Genomic DNA, 18,900 nt, shown 5'->3' with positions numbered 1-18,900 from the left:
CGAGCACCGGCTCAAGCGTTCACTGCGGAATTGCGCTCGGAAGTGGCGCGCTACGCGGCCGACATCATCGGAGGACTTAGTTCAGGCATTTTGCGTAGCAGGTCTATCATTCCGGCACCCGTACCAGGTCCAGGCGATGTCCGTTCATGCGCCGCAATTGTTGGCGGGCTCTGGCGTGGCAGGCGCGAATGCGGCGTTCCACTTCGGCCACTAGTTCGCGATCCTCAAACTGGAGAATCTCCTCCGGCAAGATCGGCGCGCCGTACTCGACGTGAATCCGACCGAAACGCGGGAACATCCTGGTGCGCGGCCAGGCGTCGAACGCCCCGTCCACGCCGACGGGCACGAGCGGCACATTCAACCGCCGCGCGAGCGCGCTAAAGCCGGGCTTCAAGGCATGCACCTCGCCGTCCGGCGTGCGCGTACCCTCCGGAAACATCACGACCAGTTCGCCGCGTTTGATGCGCCGCAAGGTTTCTTTCAACCCGTTGAGTCCCAAGCCCTCGCGGTCGATGGGGATCGCATCGAGCGAATGGATCAACCATCGAAACGGCGGGAAGCGAAACAACGTTTCGCGCGCCAGGTAATTCATCCGCCGATCGCAGCCCAGGCCGACGATGATCGGATCGAGATGGCTCTGGTGATTCGCGAGGACGAGGGCGCCCCCTTCGCGCGGAATGTGCTCGCGCCCCTCGCAGCGAATGCGATACACGACGAGAAATACGATGCGGCAGAGAACGCGCAGCGAGTCGTACCAGATGCGTTTCGGCAGTGACCGTTGGTGGCTGCTCATGTCGCGGCCATGCGTGATTCCACGATGCGAGCCAGGCCGTCGACGACTTCTTCTTCTGAGAGGTTGTCCGTGCAGAACTCGATTGCGTCATCGGCCTGACGCAAGGGCCCGTCGACCCGCGCGGAGTCCCGTTCGTCGCGTTCCGTTTGCCTGGCGAGCACTTCTTCGAACGTGACGTGTTCGCCGTTGCGCTCGAGGTCGAGCAGTCGTCGCCGCGCGCGTTCCTCAGGGCTGGCGGTCAGGAAGATTTTGCATTCCGCCTGCGGGAAAACGACGGTGCCTTGGTCGCGGCCTTCGGTGACGACGTTGTCGGTTCCGGCCGCTTGCCGCTGCAATTCCACCATGCGCCGTCGGACGCCGGAGTTGTTGGCCGCGAAATGCGTGAGCGACGTGACTTCCATGGTGCGAATCTTCCGTGAGACGTCCTCGCCGTCGAGCAACACTTGCGAATCGGTTAGTTCGATGCGGACCGATTGCGCCAACTCCGCGAGCACCTCGGCTTGATCCCAATCATGCCCGCGGCGCATCGCGGCCAGGGCCACGGCGCGGTACATCGCGCCGGTGTCGAGAAAGCGGAAGCCGAGCCGCTTCGCCAGTTCGCGCGAGGCGGAGCTTTTTCCGGCCCCGGCCGGTCCATCAATGGTGACGATCATGCGCTAGGCCCACCGTAGCTCGATATCCATCCATTCGTAACCGCTGAATTCGATCGTAGCGGCGTCGCTGCTGGTGGACAACTCGGTCAGCGTCTGGCCCTGGTAGTCGACCTGCCGCGCGCCGGTCAGCGTTCGCAGCGCGCGAATGTTCGCCTGGCCGGGACGTCCGGCGGTTTCCAGCAGCCGCGCGGTCGCGCCGACGACGCGTCCCTCGCGCACCAGGGGCGTCCAATGTACCGCCAATAAATTCTTCGCATCGACGTGAAACAGCCAGCCCGTTGGACCGCCGGCCGGGCAGCACACCGGCGTGGGAGCGAGCGCAGCCCCGACACCGCGTGCCCAGGCTTCCGGATAGGGATAGGCCACGTCGATGCCGAGCGCCAACTTGAAATCGCGGCGCGTTTCGCCGGACGGGATCAGGATCGTGTCCAGCATCCGCATCGCGGCGCGGCGATGGTACGGCGCTCCGCCGGAGAAAATCGTCAACCGTCGCTTGGCGGCCTGAATCTCGATGAATTCGGCCGCTTCGATCTGCTTGGCCTCGGTGGCGTACTGGCCCCCGGCCGTGCCGCGACGCACCTCGGCCGCGGCGTCCGCCCAAGCGAACCGCGCCGCGTAGTAGCTCTCCCAGGGATTGCCGCTCGGCAGATCTGCCGGCGTGAAACGGACGTCGATTTCCAACACGCGGCTGCCACGCTTTAGTCGAAACACTTGCTCAAAGCGCGCGGCGACACTGCCTTCCGGATGCATCAGCCGCCCGCGCGTGCGGACCTCCCCCATCACCGGGCCGTTGCTGACGACGTCGATGGCGTCGGCCGCCATCACGGGAATACACCGCCGTTTCATCCGGATCGCGCCACGTGTCCCCGGGCTTGGACGCCGGCCCGGGCCAGCGCCGCGCGATTTGTTGCGACAGCAATGTCCCGCGCACGCGGTAGTCGCGCAGCGATTTTAGCGCGCCGGTATCGGGCGAGATCGTGGCCTCGATCAGCTCGTTGCGTAGCACGTGGCCGTCGACCATCGTGGCTTCGCCCTTGGCCAACGGCGGTGGTGGCGCGCCCGGCGCGAGCGGCAACCAGGCGTAGCCGAGCGCCGGCACGTTTACCATCGCGACGATGCGATCCCCCAGCGACTGTTGCGGCGACGACGGCGCGCTCAGTCGTCCCCACGACGCCGGCCACTCGACCGGAAGGTCGCGCGCGGCGCTGTGCACGTTGAAGACCAATAAGCCTTCGCGCGCATCGCTCGAACCGCGCGTCAGACAAGCTGCCAACGCGGCGGCCTGCTGTGCGCCGCGCGCGCTTACCTCCGCGGATTCATTCGTCGGCGTTGCAGTGCAGCCCAACATGCTGGCCAGCGCCGTTAGCGTCTCCGTTTTGAACTTCGCGCCGGCTTGCTCATGCCGTTCGATCGAAAACGACACCGGCCGCGGGTCTTGCTTCGCCACTGCTTGGTGCAGATAGGGCACGCGGTACTTTTCCGGTTCGAATCGAACGAGTCGACCCGAGCCCGTGGTTTGCGTGAAATAATCGTCAAGCGTGGTGAACTTGCCCAGGCAATCACAGTGCCGCGCTACGCGTCGCAGGTCGTCGTACCAGGTGCAGGCGCGGTCTGGCCAATGCGCGAAGATCATCGTCGCCACCTGGTCGCGGTCCATTGAATCCCCGAGCGCGCGGCAGAGCCCGAGAAAACTCTCCGGGCGACTGGCGTCGAGCGGAATGCGGGCCAGACAATCGATCACGCTGCGGTCGATCCCCTCCCAGCGAATCCGGCTCTGATCCGATTTAGGGAACAGCCCGTCGTCGAGCGTCATGTGCAGCGCGGCTTTGAACCCGAACCGCGTCAACACCTGGGGCAGCATCGGCGACAGCCCTGCACGTCGGCGGCCGAACACCATCGGGCGTTTGCCCAGCAACTGTTCGTGCGTTTCCAAACCGCGCGTGAGGTTTTCGATCAGATCGTTGGCCGGCAGCAGCGGCAGTTCCGTTTCGCGCCATTCGCCGCCGACGACTGACGCCCGCCCGCGCGCGATCGACTCGCGCAAGAGCCGGCCGTTTTCCGGCGCTTCGTCGAACAGGCGTTGCAACACTTCGCCGCTGGCGAGCACGCTCGTCGTGTCGCCGCGTTCCAGTTCGCGCTTCAACCCGGCCTGCAATGTCGTTTCCGCGAGCAACGTCAGATCGATCAAATACGAGTCGACCGGGTAGAACCGCTCCCGCGCTTCTTGGAGCACTTCGAAGCAACGCTTGAGATGGCCGCCGGAAGTTTCCATATCGCCCGCCATCGCCGCGCGGGCGGCGGCCACTGACTGATTCTCCATGTGGATCTGATCGAGGTTGCTCATGTAACGCATCTGACGCGTGAGCAATTCGACCATCAGGAACGCAAACCCCAGCGCGAAGAAATCGGCCGCGGTTTCGTCGTCGACCGTGGGCGCGCCGGCATCCAGTTGCGCGAGAGCCTCCTCGACGATCGCCCCGCGTTTCAATTGGTCGACGATGACCGCGGCGCCTCCTTCCAGCGCACGATCGACCCAACCGGCCACGAGTTTGGCCTCGCTCGCCGGCGGGACGACGTACAACCGCCCCGCGAACTCGCTCGGCGGGTTATCGGCCCGGTACCAGGTCGGCTTACGCCCGGAATCCGCCAACAACGCCGGATGCCACAGCGCGGTCCAAGCGGCGAACAGCCCGTCGGCGGTGTCGGAATCGCCCTCGGAGGGAAAATCCTCCAGGCTATGGCACGGCAGCAGGATGGCAATCTCTTGAAGTTTCATGGCGTAGCTAGCTTAGTTGCCCTACGGCCTGGCTAGTAGGTGGCGGGACTGCAACTCCACGATGGGTGTCTGGGGCTGAGGCGAACGACGAGGGCTACCACGTCAACTCGACTGGGGCATCGTGGCGATCCGTTGACAGGTCCAACGAAGCCCCAGCAGGTTGGACCATGGCGACCGCGAAGCCAGTGCCCCTGCCCCAGGCACCCGCGCCGAGTGACGCGCTGCGGCCGCATTGAAAATCGGCGGCCGCCCGGCGAGAATACTATCCAACATGAGCCAAGTGCCGCCGGAAGCCGATCTTGCCACCCAGGACTTACCGTCCGACGAGCGGGCCATTCTAGAGCGACTGCGGGCAGGCGACGCCGCGGCGTTCGAGCAGCTCGTGCGGGACCATGGCGGGCGGATGCTGTCGGTCACCCGACGGTTCCTCGGCAGCGAAGAGGACGCCCAGGACGCGGTCCAGGAGGCCTTCCTGTCCGCCTTCAAGGCCCTCGACCGCTTCGAGGGACAGTCTCGGCTTGGCACCTGGCTTCACCGGATCGCCGTGAACGCGGCCTTGATGAAACTCAGAACCCGGAAATCCCGTCCGGCGGAGCATTCGGGCGACGAGCTGCTGCCCAAGTTTCTGGAAGATGGGCATCATGCGACGCCAGCCTCGGAATGGCGCGACGGCGGCTTGGCGGCGCTGGAAAAGGCGGAAACCAAGGATCTGGTCCGCCGCTCGATCGACGCTCTGCCCGAAAGCTACCGTATCGTATTGCTGCTCCGGGACATCGAAGAACGAGACACCGACGAAACCGCGAAACTCCTCGGCATGACCTCGAACGCCGTCAAAACCCGACTTCATCGAGCCAGGCAGGCCCTCCGTGCGCTCCTCGATCCCCATTTGCGAGGAGGCCTGTAATGCTGAGCTGCCGTGAGTTGGTCGAATTCCTGATGGAATACTGCGACGGCGAATTGCCGCCCGAGCAACGGGAATACTTCGAAAAGCACCTGGCCTGCTGCCCGCCCTGCGTGGCGTACATGAAAACCTACCAGCAGGCGATCTGCCTGGGGAAATCGGCCTGCCAGGAAGAAGAGCAGAAACCGCCGAAGATGCCGGAAGAGCTGGTGCGGGCGATCATGGCGGCACGTCAGGCGAAGTAGCCTGGCGCGCTGAGAAACGAGTGCCTCTCCATCGACTGTGGGAGGCGTCTCCGACGCCGATGGAGTGGGCGTTGCTATCGTAAACGTTACTGATCTGGCGAAGTCAACTCTATCGGCGTCGGAGACGCCTCCCACAGACTTTCGGCTGCCGACGTTCAATAGCCGGCCGCGTGACCAGTGCGGCGCAAGTCGACGGCGCCGATCCGTTTTTTCGATTTCGGGTCAACGTAAATGCTGTGCGCTGAACCCTGCACGTCGGAAAGCTTCGTTTTGTGGCCCATCAGTTTGAGCCGTTGAATGGCCGCCCGATAGGCGGAGTCGGCGCTGCGCTCGAAGATCGTTTCGTCCGGCAGCCATTGGTGATGCCAGCGCGGGGCGTCGACTGCGGCGCGGACGTCGAGCTCGTATTCCAACACGCCGAGCACGATCGAGAGCACGGTGTTGATGATCGTGCGCCCGCCGGGGCTGCCAGTGACGAGGACCGCGCGGCCCTCTTGCGCGACGATCAGTGGGCACATCGAGCTGAGCATCCGCTTGCCCGGTGCGATGATGTTCGCAGGCGTGCCGATCTGGCCGGTCCGAGTCGTCACACCTGGCTGAGGGTTGAAATCTCCCATCTCGTTATTCAGTAAAAAGCCTGCGCCGCGGACGACGATCCTCGCGCCGTAGCTTTCTTCGAGCGTATAGGTGTTGGCCACGGCCATGCCACTCGCGTCGATCACCGAGAAATGCGTGGTGTTGGGCCCTTCGCCCGCGAGCGGAATCTCCGGCGCGAGGGTATCGCTGCGCGTGGCCTGCCAGGCGGGAATCGCCTCGCTCAGTTTTTTCGCGTAGGCCTTGTCGGTCAAGTCGGCGGGAATCGTGTTGAAATCCGGATCGCCCAAATGCCGTGCGCGATCACAGAAGGCGCGTTGCATCGCTTCGATCGTGAAGTGCATTGCCTCGGCGGAATGGCGGCCGTGTTTGCGGAGTTCCAGCGGTTCGAGGATGTTCAACATTTCAATGAGACAAATGCCGCCGGAACTGGGGGGCGGCGCGGCGTAGATGTCGTAGCCGCGATAGACGCCGCGAATCGGCTCGCGCAGCTTGGCTTGATAGCCGCGGAGATCGTCGCGGGCGATCAACCCGCCGCCGGCTGTCATTTCCGCGACGAGTTGTTCGGCAATTTCACCATCGTAGAAGGCGCTCGGGCCATGCTCGGCGATCGCACGCAACGACTTACCCAGCTCCGGCAGCACGAGTTGATCGCCTTCGTGCCACTCCGCCTTCCCGCCGTCCTTGCCGTAGACGCGCTGCAACTCGGCGAAGTCCGGCGACTCCTTCAATAACTCATTGAGCGAATTCGCCAGGTACTTGTCGAGTGCAAACCCTTCTTCCGCCAACTTCACGGCCGGCGACACCAACTCGCTCCAAGAGAGTTTGCCGAATTCGCGGTGTGCCAACTCCAGGCCGCGTACCGTGCCGGGCACGCCGACGTACTTGCAGGTGAAGCGACTCTCGCCCGGCGTGAACGTCGTGGCCGTCGCGGCGGCCGGCGCGGTTTCGCGGTAGTCGACGCAGACCGGCGCGCGCCCGTCGCCTGGAAACACCAACATAAACCCGCCGCCGCCAATGTTGCCGGCCTCGGGATGCGTGACCGCGAGCGCAAACGCCGTGGCAACCGCCGCATCGACCGCATTCCCGCCGCGCTGCAAAACATCAACGCCCACCTCGCTCGCATCCCGCTGCGCCGACACGACAACACCATGCTCGACTTCAATCGAACCGTGCGCGGCCTCCGGCGCCACCGCAAGCTGAGCGAAGGCATGGTCCGGCGCAGCCACGAGCATCAAGATTGCAACGACGAAGCGAACGCAGTTCAGATTCATCACACCAAACTCGCAGTCAACAGGTCATTCCGCGCACAACACTCCTCGCTCTCATCCCTCTCCCACCTCCGCATCTCAGCGCCTCCGCGGTTCAATCGCAGCCGACCCCCTCGGCCGCAAGAACCAGGCCACGACGAACAGCACCGCGGCGATCAGGAAAAGTCTAGGTCGCCAGGCCAGCACGACAAAGGCCGCCAGAATGGCCGCCACGAGCCAGCGATTGCCCGGTCGGCGAAACTCCGGCATCGCCAGCCAGACCGCGCCGAGCACGGCGCCCACGCGCAGGCAGGCGCTGGTCCATTCCAGATAGCGCGAATGCGCGCCGTCGACAAAGTAGAGCACCGCGCCGGCCAGCAAAGCAACGAGCGCGATCACGCCGAGCAAATTACGCCGCGGATCCGTTTCGCTCAACGTATTCATAGAGCCGGAAACGTCAACTGCGTAGATGTGTCGCGCATTAAACTTCCGCGCTCCGCGTTCGCTCTACAGCTTATCCAGGGTATCGATCCACCGGCTGAGTTCGCCGAGTTCCGTCTCGTTCAGCTCGCGCGGGGCGTCGCCGAGGTCGCGCGTGGTGACAGGATAGTGCAATTCGCGCAACATTTCGATGGCCTTCACCGAGATGCCGGCGTGCGGGGAGGATTTGGCGAAGGCGACATAAAACGCCAGGCGCTCGGCCGGATCGTTGTCGGTCGGCCGCGCCGCGAATGGGCCGTCGATGGCCGCCACGCCGCGGAACAAATCGCGTTGCTGGAAGCCGAGTTGGTAGGCCAGCGAAGCGCCCATTTCACGCCCCACGGCCACGGTCCGCGATGGGTCGATCGTGTAACGTCCGGTGATGTGCTCCACGGCGCGGCGAATGTACGGCAATTCCTCCGGCTGCCAACGCTTGGGTTCTGTCGCCTGGGGTGCAAGCAAGATCAAGCTGTCGCGATCGCACATCGCTTTCCAACGGTCGAGCGTCTGCTGTTCTTCCTCGCCACCCGCCGCATGCAGATAGACCAGGAGTCCGTAAGCGCGCCGAGGATCGTAATCGGCAGGCACGTACACTCGCGACCGATTCGGGTACTCCGGCAGCTCCAGCGTGAATTGTCCCACGGCCGGCCGTTCCCCCGCTGCCGCTGCTGTCGCCTCGGCCGCAGCAGGCAGTGCATCCGGAACCGTTTCGGGAAGCGCCGCGAGTTTGATCTCGGGATAGTGGGATTTGTCGCCACGGCGAAATTCGACGCGTACCGATTGCTCCGGCGCGAGGCCGTTCAAGCGTTCGCGCACTGTTGCTGCGTCCGCAACTTGCGCGGCGTCGATGGAAACGAGGCGATCATCGATCTGCATGCCCGCTTTCGCCGCGGGGCTGTCGGGATAGACGAAACGGACGCGGACGCCATCCTCGCCGACGTCACGGCGCGGCAAGATGCCGAGAAACGCGTGGCGGTAGGGTTTCAGCTTTTCGATCAGCGTGATCGCGCGCTCGAACTCCGCGTCGCCCCGTGCGACTTTCACTTGCAAGCTATCGCCAGCGTATCGCGGGCTGATGGCGTGCTTCACCTCGGCCTGAGAGTCGACCGCGCGGCCGTCAATCGCCACGATGCGATCGCCGACGCGCAACCCGGCCTGGTAGGCCGGCGAATCGGAACGGCAGATGGCGATCAGCGGCGGCTCGCCGTAGATGTCCTTAGACTTCAAGCTGATGCCCAGCACGCCGGACGTGAGATCCTTTCCTTCGCGCAGTCGCGGCAACGCCTGCTGGATGTGCTCATAAGGCACGGCGAAGCCAATCCCGGAGTCATACCACTCGACGCCCGCTGACTCTCCGGCGGCATCCGGCGAAAACGGCGCCAGCACGCCGATCACGCGCCCTTGGATATCCACGAGCGGCCCGCCGTAGTTGTTCGGCGAGACCATCGCGTCGGTCTGGACGGCTTTGCCCCAGATGCGATCGAGCGCGCTCACAATGCCTACGGAATACTGCGGCAGCGAGGTATCGAACGTGCGTCCCACGGCGATCGCCCATTGCCCCGGACGGAGATCGGCCAAGGGACTGGCTTCCGCTACCGACAACGGCGTGGCAGCGTTCACTTTGAGCAGCACCAGCATCCGGCTCTTATCGGCAGCAACCCAAGTGGCCGGCGTGCGCGTGCCGTCCGGCAACGTGACCAAGATCGATGCAGGCTTTTGTGCGAAATTGAAGATGCTCGAGACGATGTAGCCGTCCGGGGTAACAATCAGCCCGGTCGTGGGACCGTCGCCCAACAGGACGTCGCCGACTTTTTCCAGGCCACCCAGAGCTTCGATCTTCACCACGCTCGACGCGACCTGGGCGACAGCAGCGCGCAGGGCGGCCTCTTCCTTGGCGGAGAGATCATCCTGAGCGATGGCCGCGTGCGCAAGTGCGCTCAGGGCACAGCACATGACGAGGATCGCGGGCGTTTTCGAGTTCAAGCATTTCATGCGGTGGCGGCCTAGGGCGTCGGCGTCAACTCCAGTTCCAGCAATTCGTCGTCACCGCGCAGCACAGTGACTTTGATGGGCTTGTCCGCTTCGCAGCGCGCGAGCTCTTCTTCCATCAAGCCGCGCGATTGCACCAAGCGGCCGCTGATCGTAACGAATAAATCGTCCGGCTTGAGCCCCGCTTTGGCGGCCGGCGATCCGGCGACGACGGCATCCACATAGGCCGGCGTGCGATCCAACACGTCCGGCACCAGCACGATGCCCAACGTGGCGAGCTTAAACGGATTGGCCGCGCCGACGTTGTTAGGCGCGATCGGTTGCGCCGGCGCGAGTTCGCCCGCTTGAATACGCGTCACCGACGCGCGCAATTCTTCGATCGGGAGCGCGTAGTTGAGCCAGGTTCCGTTAGCCGAGTTGCGCAGCTCGCGCCCGATCAAGCCGACCAAGTGTCCATCGTCGTCGGTAATCGCGCCTCCGGCTGCACCGGGGTTGCTCGTCACGGCGTCCAACACATAGACCGGTCCGCGATAGGTCGCCTTGAAGACGCCTCGATGCGCGTTGAGCGGTGTCACCGCCATCACGGTGCCGGCTTGCACGCTGGCCGCTTCATCGCCAGCGGCGACGCCGAAACAATTGCTAAACGCAACGATGCGCGTGCCGCCGCCCGCCGAAGGAGCTTGTTCCAGATCGAAGTACGGAATCTCGTCTAACTCCTCGCGCGGCTTCAGCACTGCGATTTCCAATTTGGGATCCGCGCCGGCCAACTCCGCTTCAAAGCGGCGACCGTCGTTCAACACGACGGTGATCGATTCGGCGTCGAGGACGTAGCTCCACACGGTGAGAATATGCCCGGAAGGAGAGATGACGACGCCGCTTTGATAGGCTTCCAATCCGCGCAGGCCACCAGCGCCGTAGAGCTTGGCGATTTTTGGTTGCGCGCTTTCCACGACGTCGGCTAGCGGCGCCGCCGATGCATGTTGCACGCCTAACGCGCAGAGCGCCACCGCGCAAAGCCATGCGCGCCGCAACTCGATTTTAGCGCCTCGTGGCATCATGTTCCGTTCCCCATCGGCGGCTTGACTCTGAACTCCTTCAAACGGAAGTCCCCGAAATGCGTGCTGCCGAACGAGACCTCGACAAAGCTCGGCCAATGCCTTCCGTCGACGACCAAATGCTCACGGAAATGCAAGCGGCACGGCGCCGCGTCGTCGGTGGGGTAAAACTCGAGCGCGGCAAGTTGGCCCGTCGTCGGTTCGAAATAGAACCGGCATTCCACGCCGGCATGCATCGCGGCGAAGACGTCGAGTTGTTCGCCCCAGCGCTCCAGCGGCATCGCGCCCAGGTAAGTGACGTCGCCGAACTGCGCCGGCCCTTTCACGAGCAATCGCCGCCACAGCGAGAGCGCCGCCAGCATGCCGCCGCTTCTGGGAGGATCGAGCGCCTCGCTCAAGTTTTCGTTGAGCGCGAAACCGAATTGCCCTGCCGGCACCGTGCAGGCACAGGCGGCGTCGCCGAGATCGAACTGCACTTCACCGCCGGTCGGCAGATCGCCGCTCAACGACCAGGTGCCGGTCAGCGCGGAGAAATCACCATTCGACTGAAACGCTTTCCAAACGCGATCGCGCTCGACGCGATTGAAGTGGTAATTGGCATAGCCCGACTTGGCTTCGTAAAACGGCTTCACCGCTTCGGGCAGTTCGGTCGACGGTTCCTGTTCGGCCGCGGGAATCTCCTTCGGCGCTGGCGGAGCGTCGGGCTTTCGTTCTTGGTCTGGATCGTCAGGTTTCGGTCCTGGCGGCTCGACTTCGCCCCCTTCGACCATTTTTTCCAACTCACCGCTGCGATGCACACCGGCCAGGCGGACCATCAGCGTCGTTTCGACGTCACGACGGCGATACACCAACGGGACTCGCCAATCTTTCGGCAGCGTTCCGAGCACATTTTTGAACGCGTTCACCGAGGCGATGCGACGATCGGCGAAGCGGACGATTTCGTCGTTGTAGCGCAGGCCTTGTTGATAGGCGTCGCTCTCTTCGAGAATATCGCTCACCAGAATCCGGCCATCGTCATCGGCCGCCACGGTCGCGCCGAGCGTGGCGTGATCGACGATCCGTCCTCCCTTCAAGCAACCGAGAAAATGCTTGATCTGGTTGATCGAAATCGCGTAGCCTACGCCGACGTTGACACGGCCGCGCTTTTCGAACGAACCGCGGCCATTGATGCCAATCAACTGCCCGCTGCTGTTGAACAGCGGCCCGCCGGAATTGCCGGGGTTGATCGCGGCGTCGGTCTGGATGCAATCGGCGTATTCCAGGATCGTGCCGGCCGGATACTGATAGCGATGCACGCCGGAGACGATGCCATACGAAATCGACGGCTGCAAGTTGGTCGCCAGCAGGAACGGATTGCCAATGGCGAAGACCGCGTCCCCTTGCCGCACCAGATCGCTATCGCCGAGTTCCGCGGCGGGGAAGCGTTCGCGTCCCAAGACTTTAATCAGCGCCACGTCGCCGGTGGGATCGAGGCCCACGAGCACCGCGTCGTAGTACCCGCCGTCGGAGAGGCCGCATTTCATCGCGTTGCCGGCGGCGCTCGTTACGTGGAAGTTACTGAGCGCGTAGCCGTCCGTGGAGATAATCACGCCGGACCCGCCCCCTTGGCCGCCGGCGAAAATGGCGATCGACGGGGACATCGCCCGGCTCATCGCCTCGATGCGTTCCCGCTCGGCGTCCAGTACCGTGGGATCGACGTCGGCGTGCGCCACCGGCGCGGCGGCCAGCAAGGCTGCGGCGATGATTCCAGCGGCGTAGCTCTGTTTCATCGAATCACCCTGGTCAGCGGATTAGCTTGGCGTCGCACAGGTTCAAATGGTCGGCCGTTTCGTGGCCTGCCCCGAAGTCGACGAGAATGCTCAACACGCGCACATCGTCCGTCGCGAAATTGAGCATTTCCGGCGGTTGGGCGCCGGCAATCTCCCCTTCCCATAATACGCGATCGTCGCCGCGAATGACCAAACGCACCGCTCCCAAGCCCGCGGCGCGGTCGTCGATGCCGGCCAACGCCTGGAATCGGCGGTACTGTCCGTCTAATCGATACGCCACTTCGCTTCGGCTGTGCAGGGACAATCCCTTCACGTAGCGCTGACCACCGACGAGCAAATCCTGCGCCTCGAGGCTCCGGTCGCGCTTCGCGGCATAGAACGCGGCGACCGACTTCGGCAGCTTCCCGCCGCTGACGAACGGCGTCCAAGTATCGCGGACCGGCGTCAAATCACTGAGATAGGCCACGCGCCCTTGCGAGAAATCGACGCGCTGGAGTTGTTCCAATTGCACAGACCAAGCGGCGCCGGACGGCGTCGCACCGCAGAGGACGCCAGCTTCCAATTTGATTTCCGACGCGGAAAACTGATTGCCAAACACGTCGCTAACGATGGCGACGGCCTTGGGAAGCGGATCGGTCGCTTTGTGAAAGTACACGATGCCGGCCATTCGCGAGCGCTTCACCGCGAGCGTGTCGCCATTGAGCGTGAACGCGAATCCGCCGTCGTCATCCGTATCGCCCAGCACGCCTTCCAGAAAATCGAGCGCGCCGTCTTTTTTGATCACGACTAGATCGCCCGTCGCCTTGGTCTCCAATACTTCCTGCCATTGTGCGTCCAGTTCTTCCGGCACCGCGAAACGCACATGCGCCACGCCCGAGGTCGGCGCGTCGACACTTCGATCGCCGGCGAGCCGCGCCGTCGCCTTGCCTTCGCTTACGGAAAACTTGTCGGCCACCAGCTGCGAACCATCGGTGAGGCGCACCACCAAGCCTTCCGGCGCGCTCCGCGGCAACTCACGATTGCCTGTCGGCGCGAACTCCCAGACCTCCTCCGCGGCCAACTCGGTGACGCCGTCCGCGGTCTTGATCGTCACGCTCGTCGCCGTGCAGTTCTCCAATTCGCCCACCAGCGTCCGCCCATCCAAGGTGCGCAATTCCACGCTGGGCGCGGCGGCGAGCAGCAGTACGGCGAGCAGGTTATGCATGGGAATTATGTGGAGTCGTGGTCGTAGCTAGAAGGAATAGTAGTTCGCGGCCGAGGCTCTTCGCTTAGTTCTCCCGTCCCTCGTCCGCGAGCTTGCGAAAGTATTGCTCAATTACGTCGCGGTAGTGAGCCGGGAAATCCTGACCGATTTGTTGCAAGGCTTCTTCGCGTTCCTTCGGCGGCAGGTTGCCCCAGCCGTCTTCGCTTCCCAGATCGCGAGGATTGACCTCGCCGGCGCCCCGGCCGCCCGCTGGCGTGCTCTGTTGCGCCGGACTACCGCCGGGCTTAATTCCTTGCGCGCGGCCCGATTGCTGGCCGCCTTTTCCTGAGGACTGCGCCGCTTGTTTCGCTTGGTCTTCGAGCTTCTTAATCATCTTGTCGAGCGACTCGATCACGCCGTCTTCGATGTCGCGAACTTTCTGGTCTGTCCGGCCCAAACCAAGGTGGCGTTCGATGTTCTCCATCCGCCGCGAAATATGTTCGAGCGATTCGTCTTCGAGCGCAGCGAGATCGGTGCGCAGCAACGCGGCGAGCTTCAAGTATCGCCGCGGCGCGGCATCGACATCGTCCAGCAAGGCGTCGATCGCTTTCAAGCCCGGGTCCTTGGCGAGCAGCCTTTGATGCACGACCGCTTGATAGAACAACAGCGCGGCCGGGTCGACGACGTTGCGCGGTTCCAGGTCGGTGAGCAGCGCCGAGGATTCGTCGTAATATTCGCGCTGCGCGAGCGACCGGCCGTACCATAGACGCAAGTTGTTGCTCATGAACGGCGCCACGTCCGCCGCTTGCAGCCAGGCGATGTCCGGTAACGGCGCTCGCAGCGCCGCGGCCTGGCTGGATTCCAACAGCGGGCGAGCGCGCTCGTCGACGATCGCAATGGCGCGCGCTACGCGCTCCAGCAAATCGCCGGTCGAGGCTTCGGACTCCGCCCATTGCGTTTCCACTTGGAGCCGCAACTCCGGCGACGCGTTTTGCGCATCGAGCCAGGCGAACAATTGGCCCTTCGCTTCGTCCGAAGTGGACGCGCGCAAGGACTTTGTCGTGGTTTCATTGGCGGCCAAGGCGATGGAAGTACCGCCGAGCGCCGCCGCGACCATGAGGAGAGCCAGCGGTCTCATTGGTTTTTCTCCTGGGCGATGTCGCGCGTGGTTTCGTAAATGCGCTGCTCGCGTTCCGCCAGTTTCCGCAGGCCTGCTTCAACGTCCTGCTGCTCTTCCGCAGGCAGCTTGCCGTCCAGGCGTTTGCTGTAGAACATCGTGCGCTTGTTGACCCACATCTGCAGCGAGCGAATCAACTTGATTTCGGCCAGAGAATCCACCAGCGGCGGCTCCTCCGGCTCTCCCTGTTGCTGCTGCTCTCCAGATTGCTGTTGCTTTTGCTCCAAGTCTTGCTGGGCTTTTTCGAGCGCGGCCAACATTTCTTCGAGCGCGGCGATGATGTCCTGCTCCATGGCCTGCGTCAGTTCACCGACCTTGGCTTCGCCCAGCCAGGTCGTGGTTTGGTCCATATCTTCGATCAATTGCTCGACCGCTTCCGGAAACGCCACCGCGGTGCCGTCCTGTTTCAGTAATTCCAGCGCGCGCCTGGCGTCGTCGGCGATGCTCGCCTCACGTCGGCTCTGGCGACCGGCTTCGATTTCGTCGTTCCGCGTCCGCTGTTCGAGCGGCACGCTATCGAGCCGTTGCGTGGCCTCGTAGACGTCGATCTGCGCCGCGAGCATCTTGCGGAAACGTTGTTCCAACATCGCCAACGTGCGCTGCATCTCTTCTTCGCGCAGTTGTTGGAGAATCTTTTCCAGCTCCGCCTTGGCCTCGCGCAATTCGCGGATCGCCGCTTCCTGATCTTCGGTCGCCTCTTTGCGTTGCGCGTCCTTTAGTTTTTTCTGTGCCGCTTCCATCCGTTGCTGTGCGGACTTCAACCGTTGCTGCGTGGGATTCTGCGGTTGCTCCTCCGCCGGTTGCGGATCGCCCAGCGGCGTCTCGGAGGGCTCGCCCTGCGAGCGTTGTCCTTGGCTCGGCGGCGCTTCGCTCGGTTGCCCCTCGGAGGGTTGCCCTTCGGACGGTTCCGATTCGGATGGCTCTCCCTGGGATGGTTTTCCCTCGCTGGGCTTGCCATCACTCGGCTTTCCGTCCGCTGGCTTTCCATCGGTCGGCTTGCCATCGGCGGGTTTGTCATCCGACGGCTTTTCATCATCGGCTGGCTCTGTCGGTTTCGCATCGTCGCCGGGTTTGCCTTCGTCCGTCGCCGGCTTGTCTTCCGGCTTGGGCGCTTCGCCATTCGCAGGCTGTTTGTTGGAATCGCCGGATGACTCTGCGCTCGGGTTGGCTTCACCGCGTTCGCGGTCTTCGGCTGCCTTGATTTCATCCGACATGCGGCCGGTCTTCTCGCCGAGCTTGCCTTGCCGCTCCGCGAGGTCCTTCGTTTCCGAACCGCCCTCGGTTTCCCCCTGCAAGCCTTGCTGGTCCTTGATCAGATTGCCGATCTCGCGAATCCACTGCTGCAACCGGCGCTTTTCCTCGTCGAGGTTCTGCCCGCGGTCTTCGCTTAAGAGCAACTCCAGCAACTTCACCATGTCGACGCGCACTTCGCCCTGATCCGTGAGCGCGTTGGCCAGGCGATCTTGCTCCAACAACTGTGCGATCTCGGCGAGCTGTTCGCCAATCAATTGATTCTTGCTCTGCGCGACCGCCTTGCGCAACAGCGCCGCGCGCTGCGGATCGTCGGTCAATTCCGCCATCCGCAACAGCACCGCTTCGAGCTGCTTGAATTGCTGCGCCACCTGTTGCTGGCGATCCGGCAAGGCCGCGCCGGGCTGCGCGGCGGGGGCCGCCGGAGCGGCTGGTTCCGCGGCCGGCGCTTGCGCCCACACGACACCCGCTGGCGCGATGAAGATTGCGCTGAGCAATAGGGCGACGGCGACATAGCGAGCGGTCATCAGTCGGTCCTCCCGAGAGTTATTCCCCTTCGAGCAACTGCCGGGCTTTTTCGGTCCGGCGTTGCTTGGTCGACTCGGTTACCTGGTCCTGCGACGCGATGATTTCGCGGAGCAGGGCCACCGCCTCGTTCAAACTTTCCAGTTCCAGCATCTGGTCGAGCGCCCGCTGCATTTCCAGCAGGATCGCGTCGGCCTGCTGCACCGCTCCTTCGACCGCCTCGCGCCGTGCATTGTCGTCCGCCGCGGCGGTGCGGATCAATTCCAATCTCCGGTCCAGTTCCCCGAACATCTCCTCGCCGCAGCGTCGCAACGGGTCGGCGATCCGCGTTTGCAGCCGGTCTTTCAGTTCGCTGTTGTCGATCCGGTTATTGTCCAGCTCTTCCCGCATGTCGGCGAAGGCCCCCGCCACGCCCAACGTCTCCTGTGCGTCCTTGCGGCTCAACTGCACCATCCGTTGGATGGCCAGCGCCAGCCCGACCTGGGCGTCGTCGGCCGTCTGGGCCTGATCCTTGGCGTCCGCCAATGCCGGCAAGCTGTCGCGCAGCGAGGTCGCCTCGTCGAGCAAGGTCTCAAAGCGACGCCGCATCCCTAATTCTCGCGTCTGCAGCAACTGAAGCAAGTCTTCGGCGGTCACGATATCCAGCACATAGCGTTCGCCCGTCGCGTCATGCGGCGCATCCGCTAAAGCGAAGTTATCCCGAGCACGGAGCCCAACCGCGAGTTTTTGTCCTGGCGCAAGTCCCAGTTCGCGCAAATCGAGCGCCGCGTCCAACGGGCGCTGCGCGGCGGGCTGCGCCGCGTCCGCCTCGTGCTTGAAGACTATTTGCTCGCGCGGCGCTTCGTCGCCGACGGCGTACTCGAACCGCGCATCGGCCACGCCGTAGTCGTCGTTGATCGCGCCGCGCATCGGCAACTGCGCCTGGGGCGTGACAGCGGTGCCGATTCCGGCGAGTTGCGCGTTGATCTGCGGCGGGCCGTCCGGCACGACCGTCATCGCCACGCGTAGCGGCTCGCGGTTCTCGATGCCGTCGGTATCGCGCAGGCGAATCAACAACGTCGTGTCCGACGTGAGCGCTTCGAGCGCGATTTGAAACTTCCGCGGCGATTGCTGGTCCGGCGTGACGCGCTCGGCGTTCAAGGAGTCGCGCCCCGAGGCGATGGTCACCTCGGCCCATTCGAGCGGCTTACTGGCCGTGGCGTCGAGCGTGACGCGGGTCCCTTGCGGCAATTGGATCGCGCCCGCCGCGGCGAGCGTGCGCGTGCTGCGCCCTGTGTAATCGGGAAAGTCGCACTCCAGCGTCATGCCTTCGAGCGTCGGCATATCGACGACTTGAATCCGCAAGTCGTCGATGCGGTCGTCGCCCCCCAGCACGTCGAACGTCCGCGACGTGAGCACGCCGGCGAACGTGTAACCGAACTCCTGGAACGGATCCTGGCCGGGAATTGCGCGGCCGACGCGATCCATCGGTTCGCGGCCCCGCGCGCCGTCTTCGGTCTCGTAGCGGATCTCCACCGTGCGCGGCACTTGCTTCGCAACGTCGGCCTGCACGACGAGCGCCACGTCGCCGCCGCGCGCCACTTTGATGGAGTTGTCAGGGCCCAAGCCCACCACGTGCAGCGACGTATACCGGGGCCAACGCGCCTCGCTCAGTCGCAGCGAGCGCTCCAGCCAGACGCGGAATTGATCGGGCATCGCCACGGCGAAGACCATCACACTGCCGGTGAGCACGGTCGCCCAGACGCCACGACGCACGGTCGGCGCGGCGTTCAATACGGCGTCCAAATCGGCGGCGCGCAACGTCTCGCGCGCCCGGCCGATCGTTTCCGCCAGCATCTGCTGATGCCACATGCCGGTGGAGCGGCGCGCAGCCAATTGCACGGCCGTGATCAGGCCGTCTTTGAACTGCGGAAACTTGCGCTCCAGCAACAACGCCAGGTTCGCATCCGATAACGGCACGAATAACCGTCGCAATATAAGGGCATAGATGACCGCGACGCCTGCGGCGAGTGCCACGACGATCACGCCGATTCGCACTTCGCGCGGCGGCTCGAACGTCCAGTCGATGGCCAGCGACAGCCAGAACACCAGACCGGCCAACAGCACGAGACTTGCCAACCCATACAGCAACACCTGGACGCGGATTCTCCGCCGCAATCGGCGCAGAATCTCGCCGAGCGTGGGACCGATCAAAGGTGAAGCAGGTGCGGGCATGTTCGGGGCAATGAGTTTCGGGATGAACCGCTCCGGGCGCTGACG

15 protein-coding genes are annotated in these 18,900 nt (G+C 63.9%); 2 read left to right on the top strand and 13 right to left on the bottom strand.

Going from position 1 to position 18,900, the window contains the following annotated elements; all coding sequences use genetic code 11:
- Positions 1–106 precede the first annotated feature (106 nt).
- The 4 genes from SGJ19_19170 to SGJ19_19155 are packed head-to-tail and all read right to left on the bottom strand — an operon-like array spanning position 107 to position 4,222.
- Positions 107–793 (bottom strand): lysophospholipid acyltransferase family protein, encoded by a 687-nt coding sequence (locus SGJ19_19170; protein ID MDZ4782371.1) that lies wholly within the window; start codon positions 791–793, stop codon positions 107–109.
- Positions 790–1,446 (bottom strand): (d)CMP kinase, encoded by a 657-nt coding sequence (gene cmk / locus SGJ19_19165; GenBank protein MDZ4782370.1) that lies wholly within the window; start codon positions 1,444–1,446, stop codon positions 790–792. Before cmk ends, SGJ19_19170 begins: the two co-directional genes overlap by 4 nt.
- A gap of 3 nt (positions 1,447–1,449) precedes the next feature.
- Positions 1,450–2,268, bottom strand: coding sequence for a hypothetical protein (locus tag SGJ19_19160; protein ID MDZ4782369.1), 819 nt, complete (start codon positions 2,266–2,268; stop codon positions 1,450–1,452).
- Positions 2,162–4,222 carry a hypothetical protein gene (locus tag SGJ19_19155; protein ID MDZ4782368.1) on the bottom strand — a complete coding sequence of 687 codons (2,061 nt, stop codon included), beginning with the start codon at positions 4,220–4,222 and terminating at the stop codon, positions 2,162–2,164. Before SGJ19_19155 ends, SGJ19_19160 begins: the two co-directional genes overlap by 107 nt.
- Before the next feature lie 280 nt (positions 4,223–4,502).
- On the opposite strand from SGJ19_19155, the gene SGJ19_19150 reads away from it, so the two are divergent.
- Together SGJ19_19150 and SGJ19_19145 are read left to right on the top strand one after the other, a co-directional pair.
- The gene (locus SGJ19_19150; GenBank protein ID MDZ4782367.1) at positions 4,503–5,126 is read left to right on the top strand and encodes a sigma-70 family RNA polymerase sigma factor; all 624 of its coding nucleotides are present in this window, start codon (positions 4,503–4,505) and stop codon (positions 5,124–5,126) included.
- Positions 5,126–5,368 (top strand): zf-HC2 domain-containing protein, encoded by a 243-nt coding sequence (locus tag SGJ19_19145; protein MDZ4782366.1) that lies wholly within the window; start codon positions 5,126–5,128, stop codon positions 5,366–5,368. The genes SGJ19_19150 and SGJ19_19145 overlap by 1 nt, the downstream gene beginning before the upstream one ends.
- Before the next feature lie 155 nt (positions 5,369–5,523).
- Here the strand turns inward: SGJ19_19145 and ggt are convergent, their stop codons facing one another.
- The 9 genes from ggt to SGJ19_19100 form a co-directional block, all read right to left on the bottom strand.
- Positions 5,524–7,236 carry a gamma-glutamyltransferase gene (gene ggt, locus SGJ19_19140; protein ID MDZ4782365.1) on the bottom strand — a complete coding sequence of 571 codons (1,713 nt, stop codon included), beginning with the start codon at positions 7,234–7,236 and terminating at the stop codon, positions 5,524–5,526.
- A 75-nt stretch (positions 7,237–7,311) separates the two neighbouring features.
- Positions 7,312–7,656, bottom strand: a complete 345-nt coding sequence (locus tag SGJ19_19135; protein ID MDZ4782364.1) for a hypothetical protein — start codon at positions 7,654–7,656, stop codon at positions 7,312–7,314.
- A 63-nt stretch (positions 7,657–7,719) separates the two neighbouring features.
- Entirely contained in the window at positions 7,720–9,684 is a 1,965-nt protein-coding gene (locus SGJ19_19130; GenBank protein MDZ4782363.1) for a PDZ domain-containing protein, read from the bottom strand.
- A gap of 11 nt (positions 9,685–9,695) precedes the next feature.
- Entirely contained in the window at positions 9,696–10,739 is a 1,044-nt protein-coding gene (locus tag SGJ19_19125; GenBank protein MDZ4782362.1) for a S1C family serine protease, read from the bottom strand.
- The gene (locus SGJ19_19120) at positions 10,736–12,505 is read right to left on the bottom strand and encodes a trypsin-like peptidase domain-containing protein (GenBank protein ID MDZ4782361.1); all 1,770 of its coding nucleotides are present in this window, start codon (positions 12,503–12,505) and stop codon (positions 10,736–10,738) included. Before SGJ19_19120 ends, SGJ19_19125 begins: the two co-directional genes overlap by 4 nt.
- A 13-nt stretch (positions 12,506–12,518) precedes the next feature.
- Entirely contained in the window at positions 12,519–13,709 is a 1,191-nt protein-coding gene (locus SGJ19_19115) for an NPCBM/NEW2 domain-containing protein (GenBank protein ID MDZ4782360.1), read from the bottom strand.
- A gap of 64 nt (positions 13,710–13,773) precedes the next feature.
- The gene (locus tag SGJ19_19110) at positions 13,774–14,826 is read right to left on the bottom strand and encodes a hypothetical protein (protein MDZ4782359.1); all 1,053 of its coding nucleotides are present in this window, start codon (positions 14,824–14,826) and stop codon (positions 13,774–13,776) included.
- On the bottom strand, positions 14,823–16,643 hold the full coding sequence (locus tag SGJ19_19105; GenBank protein MDZ4782358.1) for a hypothetical protein: 1,821 nt from the start codon (positions 16,641–16,643) through the stop codon (positions 14,823–14,825). The genes SGJ19_19110 and SGJ19_19105 overlap by 4 nt, the downstream gene beginning before the upstream one ends.
- A gap of 19 nt (positions 16,644–16,662) precedes the next feature.
- Positions 16,663–18,855, bottom strand: a complete 2,193-nt coding sequence (locus tag SGJ19_19100; GenBank protein ID MDZ4782357.1) for a hypothetical protein — start codon at positions 18,853–18,855, stop codon at positions 16,663–16,665.
- Positions 18,856–18,900: the final 45 nt, after the last annotated feature.

Source organism: Planctomycetia bacterium (assembly GCA_034440135.1).
GTDB lineage: Bacteria > Planctomycetota > Planctomycetia > Pirellulales > JALHLM01 > JALHLM01.
The sequence above is the reverse complement of the archived record's forward strand: the minus strand, read 5'-3'. Positions and strand labels throughout refer to the sequence as shown.